Source organism: Arenicella sp. 4NH20-0111 (assembly GCF_040366405.1).
Classification (GTDB): domain Bacteria; phylum Pseudomonadota; class Gammaproteobacteria; order Arenicellales; family Arenicellaceae; genus Arenicella.
In genome coordinates this window covers 14,178-26,841 of the sequence record NZ_BAABWF010000003.1, presented here as the reverse complement: position 1 = coordinate 26,841, position 12,664 = coordinate 14,178, and the positions used below count along the sequence as shown (strand labels likewise).

Annotated in this window: 11 protein-coding genes; all 11 read left to right on the top strand. The window is 46.2% G+C overall.

Features of this window, described 5'->3' with window-relative positions:
* Positions 1-11 precede the first annotated feature (11 nt).
* Positions 12-812 (top strand): undecaprenyl-diphosphate phosphatase, encoded by an 801-nt coding sequence (locus tag ABWW54_RS07610; protein WP_353411641.1) that lies wholly within the window; start codon positions 12-14, stop codon positions 810-812.
* An 11-nt stretch (positions 813-823) separates the two neighbouring features.
* Positions 824-1,708 carry an Hsp33 family molecular chaperone HslO gene (hslO, locus tag ABWW54_RS07605; protein WP_353411640.1) on the top strand — a complete coding sequence of 295 codons (885 nt, stop codon included), beginning with the start codon at positions 824-826 and terminating at the stop codon, positions 1,706-1,708.
* Positions 1,709-1,784: 76 nt separating this feature from the next.
* Positions 1,785-2,318, top strand: a complete 534-nt coding sequence (locus ABWW54_RS07600; protein WP_353411639.1) for a DUF2058 domain-containing protein — start codon at positions 1,785-1,787, stop codon at positions 2,316-2,318.
* Between the two features lie 4 nt (positions 2,319-2,322).
* Positions 2,323-3,882, top strand: coding sequence for a DNA recombination protein RmuC (locus ABWW54_RS07595; protein WP_353411638.1), 1,560 nt, complete (start codon positions 2,323-2,325; stop codon positions 3,880-3,882).
* 33 nt (positions 3,883-3,915) lie between these two features.
* The gene (locus tag ABWW54_RS07590) at positions 3,916-5,085 is read left to right on the top strand and encodes a dipeptidase (RefSeq protein ID WP_353411637.1); all 1,170 of its coding nucleotides are present in this window, start codon (positions 3,916-3,918) and stop codon (positions 5,083-5,085) included.
* A gap of 133 nt (positions 5,086-5,218) precedes the next feature.
* Positions 5,219-6,709 carry a right-handed parallel beta-helix repeat-containing protein gene (locus ABWW54_RS07585; protein WP_353411636.1) on the top strand — a complete coding sequence of 497 codons (1,491 nt, stop codon included), beginning with the start codon at positions 5,219-5,221 and terminating at the stop codon, positions 6,707-6,709.
* 111 nt (positions 6,710-6,820) lie between these two features.
* On the top strand, positions 6,821-7,741 hold the full coding sequence (locus ABWW54_RS07580; protein WP_353411635.1) for a tetratricopeptide repeat protein: 921 nt from the start codon (positions 6,821-6,823) through the stop codon (positions 7,739-7,741).
* 98 nt (positions 7,742-7,839) lie between these two features.
* A complete protein-coding gene (locus tag ABWW54_RS07575) occupies positions 7,840-8,706 on the top strand; it encodes a phytanoyl-CoA dioxygenase family protein (RefSeq protein WP_353411634.1) in 867 nt (288 codons plus the stop codon).
* An 86-nt stretch (positions 8,707-8,792) separates the two neighbouring features.
* On the top strand, positions 8,793-10,436 hold the full coding sequence (locus ABWW54_RS07570; protein WP_353412073.1) for a phytoene desaturase family protein: 1,644 nt from the start codon (positions 8,793-8,795) through the stop codon (positions 10,434-10,436).
* A 166-nt stretch (positions 10,437-10,602) separates the two neighbouring features.
* The gene (nhaC, locus tag ABWW54_RS07565) at positions 10,603-12,102 is read left to right on the top strand and encodes a Na+/H+ antiporter NhaC (RefSeq protein ID WP_353411633.1); all 1,500 of its coding nucleotides are present in this window, start codon (positions 10,603-10,605) and stop codon (positions 12,100-12,102) included.
* A gap of 98 nt (positions 12,103-12,200) precedes the next feature.
* Positions 12,201-12,641 (top strand): translesion error-prone DNA polymerase V autoproteolytic subunit, encoded by a 441-nt coding sequence (gene umuD / locus ABWW54_RS07560; protein ID WP_353411632.1) that lies wholly within the window; start codon positions 12,201-12,203, stop codon positions 12,639-12,641.
* The last annotated feature ends 23 nt before the right edge of the window (positions 12,642-12,664 follow it).

Here is a 12,664-nt window from a genome sequence, read left to right as displayed (position 1 = left end):
AATCGTAGTTTATGGATTATTTCCAAGCAATTGTGCTTGCCATCGTTCAGGGCATCGTTGAATTCCTGCCAATATCGAGCTCTGCCCATCTGATTTTGGTGCCCGAACTACTCGGTTGGGACGACCAAGGGCTGGCCTTTGATGTGGCCGTGCACGTGGGAACCTTAGTGGCCGTTGTCGCGTTCTTACGCAAAGAAATTTCACTCATAGTTCCAGCGTGGCTTACTGGCTGGACAAATCAAAAATGGGACGCAAACGGTCAAATTGGTTGGCTAATCATCATAGCCACCATTCCCGTTGGTCTGGTGGGGCTGGCTTTCAAAGACTACATAGAACTCAACCTTCGTTCTGGCTTGGTTATCGCAGGTTCAACCTTGGTTTTTGGACTTTTACTCGGCTGGGCCGATGTGAATGCTAAACGCAACAGGAAAACCATCGACAGCCTAGATTGGAAACAGACCGTGATAGTAGGCTGCGCTCAAGCTCTGGCCTTGATTCCTGGAACCTCACGCTCTGGCATAACAATGACAGCATTGCTTGCGCTGGGGTATACGCGCACGGCGGCGGCCCGATTTTCTTTTTTAATGGCGGTTCCCGCGATTGCCCTACCCGGATTACTTAAAGGCAAAGAATTGATTGAGGCATCCACTCAAACCCAATGGCCCATTCTGCTAACAGGGGCCTCGGTCTCCGCTCTAGTAGCTTTTCTATGTATGAATTTATTTATGCGTTTTGTCGACCGAGTCGGCATGATGCCTTTTGTTATATATCGCATACTGCTTAGTATCGCCATCTTTGTCTTACTGACATAAAACACAGAAAAATGACCACCGATTTTAGACAACGCTTTGTATTTGACGAACTCGACGTTAGAGGGTGCATCGTTAGGCTCGAGGAAACTTGCCAAACGATACAGTCGACTCATCATTATCCTGAGAACTTAGCCCGACTGCTCAATGAATTTTCTCTTGCAGCCGTATTACTAAGAGATTCGATAAAGATCGAAGGGGGACTGACGATCCAACTTCGAACACAAGGGTCCATCAGTTTAGTCATGGCTGACTGCATGGCTGACCGACGAGTTAGAGCCATCGCCGAATACGCGAACGATGAACTGCCCTCGAGCGAGTCTATATTCCTCAATTCTTTAGGTGAAGGCGCCATGCTCGCAATCACTATTAGCCCCGAAGATGGTGAACGCTACCAAAGTATCGTGCCAATTGAAAACGCAACTCTTTCAGAGTGCTTAGCCGACTATTTTCAACGCTCAGAGCAACTCCCCAGCTTATTCTCTTTTCACAGTGGCGGCACTGGCGAACGGAAAAATGCGGTAGGAATTGCACTGCACGCTCTGCCTTACGAAAAAGTGACAGACCCAGAGCAAACTAAACATCATTTTCAGCGCCTTAACGTACTTCTTAATACACTGTCTGCTGAAGAAGCCACGCAACTCAATGCCCCTGAAATACTGACTCGCCTCTTCCACGAAGAGTCATGCCGCCTGTTCGACGCTCACGCAGTAGAATTTGGTTGTGTGTGTTCAGCTGAGAAATCGTTGGATGCTGTTCAAGCATTGGGGAAAGAAGACGTTGACGAACTCATTGCAGAACGGCGATCTCAAGGGGAAGAAATGCTGACCATTGACTGTCATTTTTGTTTTCAACGCTATGAATACGAATTTAGCAAAGTAAAGAAATTATTCGACTAAACTAGAGTCATCAACTCTCTTTACAGAATCTCTTAATTCAACCAGTACGCGACCTTTAAATAAACCATCAATTATCATGAGTAACTCACTGAAAGATCAATTACTTAAAGCCGGCTTGGTCAAAAAGCAAGACGCAAAAAAACAGCCTAAGAAGAAAAAAGCGACCGTCGCGAAAAAGAATCGCAAAAAGCCCAGTGAAAACACACTGCGCACCCAACGCGCCATGCTCGATAAGGCCAAAAAAGATAAAAAGCTCAATGAAAAACGACGCGCTGAAGCCGAACGAAAAGCACTGGTAGCGCAAATAAAACAATTGGTTCACGGCAGCAAAGTGGATCGAAAAGATGGCGAAAAAATCTATAACTTCACGTTTGGTAAAAAGGTTAAATCTATCTACGTTACTGAGGATCAACACAAACAGCTATCTAAAGATCAACTGGTCATCATTTCGGTTGGCGACGAGATTTTTGAAGTTGTTCCCAAAGTCGTTGCTTCAAAGATAGCCGAACGCGATGAAACTATGGTGGTAAAAAACGAACAAAAGACTGAATCACCGGCGGAAGATGATCCGTACGCAGACTATCAAATTCCAGACGACTTAACGTGGTAGCTTGATGCAAGCCTTAATAGATCAATTAACTGTATGGCTAACCGTACCTTTGCCGAGATACTGGCTGGTAGGCTGCTCCTTCATACTCATCCTCACGCTAGTTATCAACGGCATTAGAGCACGCAAAAAACTGCGTGACCTAAATGAAGAGCGGGAACAACTTGCCATTGCAAGGGCCAGCAATGAACAACGAATAACACAACTGGAGCGAGATTATTCGTCGTCTGAAGAACAAGTAAAAGGCAATTCGATACAGATCCAACAACTCATAGCACAAACTGCTGAACTAAAAGCCAGCCGAGATGAAAAACTCTCTCAAGTGCAAAGCCTGGAAAATGAACGAGCCGGCTTACGAGAAATTCAAGAAAACTACCAACGCAAAACAAGCCGACTCGAGAGTGACATTCGCGAACAAGCCGCACACCTAACTGCCGAACGCGATAAGCTCATTGAACTGAAATCGGAGTTTGATCGTCAAAAAACGGAATTGAAAACTGAGTTCAAGTCGGTTTCAGAAGAAATAATGAAAGAGCGCCAGAAGATTCTGGCTGACCAAAACAAAGAAGGCGTCAGCGCACTCCTTAAGCCCCTGCAAGATCAAATTCAGGGCTTTCAAAAACGCGTTAACGAAGTGCATAGCGAAAATATTAAGGACAACAGCACCCTCAAGTCCGAGATCGAGAATGTAAGACGCATGGGGCTGCAAATGCAGGAAGAGGCTAGCAATCTCACCACAGCTCTCAAAGGGGACTCACAACAGAGAGGCGCTTGGGGAGAAGCTCAGTTAGAGCGAACACTAGAACTTAGTGGTCTAATACCCAACGACCACTATGTGAAACAAAGCGCGTTCATTGACGATGAAGGAAAACGCAAACAAACTGACTACCTCGTTAAGTTGCCCGGTGAAAAGTGCATCATCATAGACAGCAAAGTCTCTCTAAACGCCTATGAAAAAGCCTGTTCTGGAGAAGTTGAACAACAGCACGCTGCGATGCGGCTGCACGTTGCCGCGGTCAGAAAGCACATCGACGATTTAGCCAGTAAAGACTACGTAAACCTGTCCGCTATTCACAGTCCTGACTTTGTTTTAATGTTCATGCCAATTGAACCAGCGTACATCGAAGCAATGAAACACGATACTCAGCTATTTGCATACGGTTATCAACGTAACGTGATCTTGGTTTCTCATACAACCTTAATCCCAATTTTGCGCACTGTTGCAAACCTGTGGATGTTAGATCGCAGCAATAAAGAGGCGCGTTTATTGGGTGATTCTGCCAACGACATTTTCAATTCGGTGGCAACCGTGAGCGAACGGCTAGAATCACTTGGAAGAGCGCTCGGCACGGTGAGTAATCACTATAACAAAACGGTCACAGCAATCTCTGGCAAACAAGGCTTGCAAGGGAAGATAAAACGCTTTGCAGACTTATCCAGTAAAGCCAGCAAAGATATGCCAGAACTAGAGCACAAACATCACGAGTTTGAAACAAATCGCCTCGAAGTTGAGTTACTCCCAGAAAGTAACACCGAGCAAGACGATAAAAACCGCGGCATCGACTAAGCATTTAGACACAAAGCAAACGGCTGAACAAACATGAAAAAAATAATACTCATTATCGTCATCTTATTCGCGCTTTTGCTAGTAGGCTTTCTCACAGTCGCACCGAGTCGAGTCGATGGGAACTTAAACCCCGTGACCACCCATCAACCTTACCCAGTTTCCGCAGAAGCTCAGAAACTCCACAATAGCCTCATCGTCGGTGACTGGCATGCCGACACCTTACTGTGGAATCGAGACATTGCGAAACAACATGACTACAGTCACATAGACATTCCTCGCTTGCAGAAAGGTAACGTCGGCTTACAGATGTTTACGACAGTTACCAAGTCTCCAAGTGGGCTAAATTACGACTCAAACAGTACCAATGCTCCCGATGACATAACCAAGTTAGCCCTGGCTCAACGTTGGCCAATTGCCACCTGGAACAGCCTCACTGCTCGGGCACTGCATCAAGCTGACAAACTGCACCAATTTGCCGAAGCCAGCCCTCAAAAGTTAGTCATTATCAAAACTAAGTCTGATCTAGCGTCTTGGGCAGAACATCGAAAATCCAACCCTAAACTGATAGGCGGACTCCTCGGTACTGAAGGATCTCATGCCCTTGACGGAAAGATCGAAAATGTACAACAACTGTTCGACGCTGGGTTTCGCATGATGAGCCTCCAGCATTTTTTCGACAATAAGTTAGGCGGCTCACTGCATGGCACTAGCCAAGCAGGGCTCAGTGAATTTGGGCGCTCAGTCATCGAAAAAATGGAAGAGTTAGACATTGTGTTAGATGTTTCTCATTCTTCGGAAAACACAGTGCGCGACGTTCTCGCTTTAACAAATCGCGCGCTGGTTGTAAGCCACACTGGCTTTAAAGGCCATTGCGATACAGCACGAAACATATCCGACGATTTGATGAAGCAGATAGCGTCTCGAGGAGGATTAATCGCCGTTGGGTATTGGGATGGCGCGATTTGCGGCGACACCCCGTCCGATGTAGTGGGAGCAATGAAGTACGGCTTATCGCTTGTTGGCGAAGACCACATTTCATTAGGCTCGGATTTCGATGGCACGGTTACCACGGGCTTCGACACAAGTGAATTATCAGCGCTAACACACGAGATGTTGAAGCAGGGCTTCTCCGACACCCAAATCCGTAAAATAATGGGGCAAAATATGCATGATCTATTAGCAGCTCAATTGCCTTCAAATTAGTTCAAGTATCCTCATCGAGTTCGACTTAAGGTAGATTGCGGCGCCAACAATCTTTGTCAGTAATGACAAAATTGGGTTTACTGGTCGAGGTTGATATAGTTCTATTCATTATTGTTCTAACTGTGTTTTTACCATGCGCACTTCATTACCAAGGGGTTGGGTGATTTGCCGAGCTTTTGTTTCAAAAGTTCAATCCATTATTGTGTCAGGCGCGCCAGCCTCTTACGCTGGTTCTAACGTAAGTCGATGGCAGGCAACTCTGATTGCCTGTGCGCTGATTTTCAACACGCCCACGCAGTCTCAAACCGAAGAGCAAGAAATATTGGATTTTTTGCCGGCCATAATGTCTGGCTTCAAAAAGCTCCCTCGGCCACTAGACTTCTCTGTTGCGCGCCCCAGCATCCCCACCGGAACCACCTATGAAATTGAACTTTCGCGCTGGGATATTCCAAGTAATGGATCACAACCCATCAAAACAACTGATCAGCTACAGGCTGCCATTAATTGGGCATCGGAGCAGGGCGCCAATAAAATCGTAATCCCAAATGGGCACTTCCTAATTGGAAAATACGGCAATGCCATCTATCAAGCAGGCATCTCTTTGCCTAGCAATATTGAACTGATTTTGAGTTCAAATACATTGCTGGAAATGGCGACTAACGACAAATGGAACTACTGCATCATTTCGGTGACAGGAAAGTCGAATGTCATCATCCGCGGAGGCACTATTAAAGGTGACCGAGACACCCATGTGTTTACTCCTAGGGCTAGTGATGGCGCTACCGCCCACGATGAAGGTCACGCCATCTGTCTACAGAGTGGCACCAATAAGGTATTAGTAGAAGGCACACGGATACACAGTGTTACGGGTGATGGACTGTTACTGGTCACTGATATCACTGATGTGACGATACGTGAAAATGAGATTTTCAATAATCGTAGACAGGGAGTTTCCATTGTTGGTGGGCAACGAATTGCCATAACAAACAACGAGATTCACCACATACGAGGGACGTCACCTCAATTTGGTGTCGACATAGAAGGGGCTGGACGTCTAGACCGCGACATATTAATTAAGAGAAATCGTTTTCATCATAATCGAGGTGGAGACATTGTTAACACCAGTGGCAAAAATGTGTTTATTCTCGAAAACACGCTTCACCAGGGTACGGCTGGTTTTGACAATCGTTACATTGATGGTCCACTAGTCACTTGGGAGCGAACCGATAACGTAATAGCACACAATACAATCACCATGCTGGACCGGTCGGTCAACGGCCTTTTGGGTTTCATTCAATATTCAGGCAATAGAGACAACAATCCGAGCGTCACCTACGTTCACGACAACGTGTGCAACGGATGCGGCATGTATATGTACGACGCCGGCGACGTCGACATTCAGCGCAATCAACTTCGCGGGTATTTCTTAGCGCTTGCTAACGTCCAAAATGCGACGGTGAACAACAATCACGTTACCTATGGCCCTCCAGGTACCCCACGCTACTGTTGGAATTACCGCATCAGAGAATCAACCGGCGTCGCTCGAGGAAATACATTAGAAGGTCAACCCTTTGACCTACCGCTTTCAACAACGCCATGGACTAGCGAATGCTTACGACGATAACCTCATCGCTAAGATACTGATCTCGTTTCTTAACATGTGTTTAAGGTCAAGGTTCGCTCACTGACTCGAGATACCATACAGAATCCATTATTAGCCTCAATAAGACTTCTTATGAACCACATCGTCACTGCTCTATTGATCGTAGCCATGGCAAGCTGTCTTTTTACAAACACAGCCAATGCAAACAGTAATCTAGCAGAAAAAGCGAAATCGGCCATCTTGAATGAGAATTTGGACGACGCCAGCGATGCAATCGAACAGGCCATTGAAGAGTCACCAACCCAAGCAGACCTATACAAACTTGCCGGGGATATCTACGCCTCACGCGCGCAGAGCGCCAGCATTTTTTCGGCACCTGGGTTAGCGAAAAAGTCGTTGAAATCTTATAAGCAGGCCGTCAAACTCGCTCCCGACAATACCCGCTACAGAAAGAGCCTAATGCAATACTACCTTATGGCTCCAGGCATTGTCGGTGGCGACAAAAAACTAGGCGCCGACCAAGTAAAAGCAATTGAAACGCTGGACTCAATTCAAGGAACCATCGCAAAAACCCTCCTCTATCTAAGCAAAGAAGACGCTGATGCACTTAAACGCTTGTACTCAGAACTTCCTAAGGAACAAAGCAATCACCCGGAAATCAAACTCGCCAAAGCAAATTATTTAGCTCAAACTGACCAAGTGGATGACGCACTAATCATATTGACGGAACTTGCGAATACTGATCCGGCGCAGTTCGTAACTGAAGACACAAAACTAATTCCTTACAAGGCCATGCTTCAATCTGGATTTATTGGACTGCGTGACGACGCCCATGCGATTCAAGGGGCTGAGTCATTCAAGCGCTATCTTGCTAATGCACCCGACACTTACCGCTTAGTGACCAAAAATTGGGCGATCTACTTTTTGGGCTTGAGCTACGCGAGCTTGGGTGAAAACGAGTTGGCAAACGAGGCCTACAACAAAGCACGTCAGAACACCAATAGTAAGGCTCTCATCAAAGAAATCAAGTCTGCTCAGAAAAAGGTGAAATGACTTCATACTCTCAAATAAGCCGCCTGTCTAAAAACGTTTATGATGTTTTTACAAACTGGAGTATCTTATTGACTTGAATTTGAATCAATGAGTAGACAATGGACGTTTCAAAGCTTAGGGATCACTATCGGAAAAACGGCTTCGTCGTCGTCGACTCAGGGTTAGACGATTCGCTGCTTGACGCGGCAATTAAAGACCTTGACGGCTTTTTTGGCAAAGACCGAAAAATACCCGAACACGTTCCTTTTTCTGATTATGGCCGCATCCAGGATGCTTGGCATATCAGCCAAAACGTTCTCAACATAGCGCTGTCCGAGACCATCAGCCAAACACTTTTAGCGCTTTATAAAAAACCAGCTGTTGCTTTTCAAACACTGAATTTTGAACGGGGCACTAAACAACCTGTGCACTCTGACACCATTCACTTTAACAGTGAACCTTTCGGCTCAATGTGTGGAGTGTGGACTGCATTGGAAGATATCGGCGAGGATCAAGGACCATTAATTTACTATCCTGGCAGTCATAAACTACCTGAAATGAACTACCCGGATTTCGGTTTGCCCGCCAGCTCATGTTCGTACAAGCATTACTTGAACCAGCTAGAGAAACTCATCGTTGAACACGATTTTCAACCGGAGTACGGCACAATCAAAAAGGGCCAATCGCTTATTTGGTCAGCCAATCTACTGCACGGCGGCTCTCAGGTAAAAGACAAAAGTTTGACTAGATACTCTCAGGTTACTCATTTTTACATTGGCAAACCTAAAGCTTGGCGTCCAAGTGAGAGCGCATCCAATAGATTTTACTTCAAACCTGAAACTGTAAAGGACGTAAGCGAACTACCGTATAAATACCCGTTGATTGAACCGCCAACACCCACAAGCAACGCCCTTGCCAATCGTATTTACCAAGCAGTTTGGCGGCGCCTCGTTCTCCCTAAGATGAACCCACGTCGCAAACATTAAGACTGGCCTCTGAACTAACGAACGGCCTGAGTAAGCACACGCTATCCAAACACCACTAATCTCAACGTTCAAAATCGCTTCACACCATTCATATTGACAGGGTAGCCACACAGTCTAATACTCTACAGTCAAAGCTTAATAGGGTAATTAAAAGCATCATGACCGACGTAATCATTATTGGAGGAGGCCACAACGGCCTTGTCTGCGCGAACTACTTGGCCATGGCCGGTAAAAAGGTAACGGTCTTAGAGCGGCGAAAAGTTGTTGGAGGAGCCGCGGTCACCGAAGAGTTTCACCCAGGCTTTAAAAATTCAGTGGCATCGTACACCGTCAGCTTACTTAACCCAAAAATCATAAAAGACTTAGAGCTGCACGCTAATGGCCTGAAAATAGTGCACAGGAAAGTAAATAATTTTTGGCCACACGACAACGATAACTTTCTGGCATTCGTCGTTGGCACCGAAGCCCTGAAGACTGAAATAGCCGAATTTTCAGTTTCCGACTCGGCGTCGCTAGACCGGTACTTTCGTGATATTGACATGGTTGCAAACCTGATACGCGACCATCTGCTGGAAACCCCACCCAACGCAGGGGGCGGACTCAAAGACCTTATAAAGACAGCGAAGTTTGGCAACCGTCTTAGAAAACTATCCATAGAAGATGAACGCATAGTCCTGGATATCTTTACCAAAAGTGTCAGTGATTTTCTGGATCTGTATTTTGAAAATGAATTCGTGAAAGGCGCTTTTGCGTTTGATGGAATTGTTGGGAATTACGCCAACACCAAAACGCCGGGGTCGGCCTATGTTCTAATGCACCATGCTTTTGGAGAGGTGAACGGCGAAAAAGGGGTGTGGGGGCACGCGATGGGTGGCATGGGATCGATCACTCAAGCAATGGCCAAATCGGCTGCTAAAAAGGGCGTTACTATTCAAACTGAATGCTCAGTCAGCGAGGTGCTGATCAAAAACGGCAGCGCCTATGGAGTAAAGCTTGAGAGCGGCGAAAACATTCTCGCGAATGTTGTGGCATCCAATCTAAATCCCAGCCTTTTGTTTAATCAACTCATAGCCGCTGACAAACTGCCTATCGACTTTGCACGCCGCATCAAACATTACAAAAACGGTTCAGGAACTTTCCGCATGAATCTCGCGCTAAGTGAGCTACCTCAATTTACTTGCTTAGCTCAACAGGAAAGAGCGTCGTCAGACCACCTGACGGGGGGCATCATAATCGGCGCGACAGAAAGGTACATCGATCAAGCCTATTATGATTCATTACGGCACGGATGGTCTAACGAACCCATAGTCGAAATGCTGATTCCCTCGACCCTAGACGACACCTTAGCCCCTCCAGGTCAGCACGTGGCCAGTCTATTCTGCCAACAGTTTGATCCCGACCTCGATTGGGACCAACATCGTGAAAAAGCGGCAAGCACCATCATAGAACAAGTTGAAAAATACGCGCCTGGATTTAAAGCGTCCATTCTAGGCCAACAAGTACTCAGTCCACTCGACCTTGAGCGCAAATTTGGCTTAACCAAAGGCGACATAATGCACGGCAATATGAGCCTAGATCAAATGTTCAGCACGCGCCCTATGTTGGGTCACGGCAACTATCGCTCTCCGATCAAAGGCCTTTACATGTGTGGTGCAGGGACACACCCGGGTGGCGGTGTTACTGGCGCACCAGGCCACAATTGTGCTAACGAAATCATACGAGACAGCTAATGCAGGTCTTCGACGTGTTATTCAATTTACGGCTCGAGTCGCCGCCACCAACCAGTCAGATAAGGTGCGTACAATAAAGCCTCGACTAAGGTCACACTGTCGAAACCTTCGGCGCCAATTATTGATTGCGGTACCCTCTAAGATACGAATAGGGTAGTCTTGAGCTATGCTCACCGCATCGACAAAACAAAGCACTCTTCAGCCCTTAGGCCGGTTTGACGCCTTACTTATCGGATTCATATTGCTACTACTTATGGGTGGCGTCATTTTTCTGTTTGGCAGCGACTCACTATCAGGTGCAACGCAAGTCGCCATGATGATGATAGGGTTCTTGTCGGCCTTAATTGGCATGAAAAATGGAATTTCATGGCGTCAGATTGAACAAAGCATTATTAATGCATTATCCAAAACCGCCGGTCCAATACTAATATTTCTAGCCGTTGGCGCGTTAATCGGCAGCCTGATGCTTTCTGGTGCGGTTCCAACGCTTCTGTATTACGGATTACATATTTTGTCTCCGCGCTATTTTTATGCGCTGGCTTGTGTCATATGTGCATTGGTCGCGATATGTATCGGCAGCTCGTGGACAACGGCAGCAACCGTTGGTGTCGCTCTTTTAGGGGTATCAATTGGGTTTTCCTTGTCCCCAGAAGTAACGGCAGGTGCCGTCGTGTCGGGTGCTTACTTCGGAGATAAGATGTCACCACTTTCGGAAACCACAAACTTAGCCCCTTCGATTGCTGGTAGCGAGCTGTTTTCTCATATCCGACATATGGCCTGGGTCTCCTTCCCGAGTTTTGTTCTAACCCTGGCTCTTTTTTTTATCATTGGCCTAAACGCCACAAACAAGATAAACAGCGAGGAAGGAATCACCGCATTTTTGCTCGCTATCGATGGGCACTTTTCCATCAGCTGGACCAATTTACTACCCGTTGCTTTGCTCTTATTTTTGGCGGTTAAAAAAGTTCCTGCCTTTTTAGCCATTATGGGCGTAACTATTATTGCCTGCGTCTTTACCCTCATATTCCAAAACGAAGCTCTGCGTACGTTTGCCATCCACGACAGCTCTTCACACGCATCGCAAATTGCCAAGGCCTTTTGGCAACTCCTTTACGGCGGCTACCAAGTGGATACAAGCAACGACAGCGTCAACAACTTACTTTCTCGCGGAGGAATGAGCGGCATGATGCCAATGGTTTGGTTGGTAATTGCATCGATGATGATGGCTGGTGTTTTAGAGAGGGTTGGCTTTATTGAAATCTTACTGAGCAAAATGCTGGGGTTTGTAAAATCCACCGGTTCGCTAATAGCCACAACAATGGCAACGTGTTTTGGGGTTAATGTGCTCACTGGTGATCAATATATGTCCATCGTATTACCTGGCCAAATGTGGAAACATGAATTTGAGCGCCGCAATCTAGACACGCTCAATTTATCCAGAACACTCGAAGATGCCGGCACCCTACTATCCCCCCTGATTCCATGGAATGCCTGTGGTGTATTTATGGCTGGCACGCTAGCCGTCTCAACAATTGCTTATCTTCCCTATTGCTTTTTTAACCTCATCAACCCAGTCGTCGCGCTACTATTCGCGTTTTTGAACATCAAAATATTACGCGTCAAGCCTTCTGAGATCGACAACTCTGTGCCCGCTCATACTTCCTAATTTACAAGTCTATTAATTTAATTCGGCTTTGTGGTATATTTGTACATAATTCAAGTTGCTAAACTATTACAACCAACATGCAGTCACCTCAACGTCAAATGAATTTCTCCACCTTTGACCGGGTTCAACCGATCAAGGCGGATGAGTTGCAGGCGTTTAGTGCTCCTTTATTTGGCAGTTACGTACCTGCTGGGTTTCCATCACCAGCATTAGATTTTAAGGAAGAGACATTGGATTTAAACGAACTTTGCGTACAACACCCAACGGCAACTTACTATGTCAGAGCTTCCGGCGACTCGATGAAAGAGGCCGGCATTCATAATCAGGACATTTTAGTGGTGGATAGATCATTACGCGCCATCGACGGCAACATTGTGGTAGCCGCGTTAAATGGTGACTTCACGGTAAAGGTACTTAAAACATCTCCCGAACTCATTTTGGAACCCAGAAATCAGGACTATGACAACATCGAAATCAGCGACAACGATGAGTTCGAAATCTTCGGTGTGGTAACGTTTGTTATTCACTCGACGTTTTAAACGCTTTGAGTCGTTACTTTATT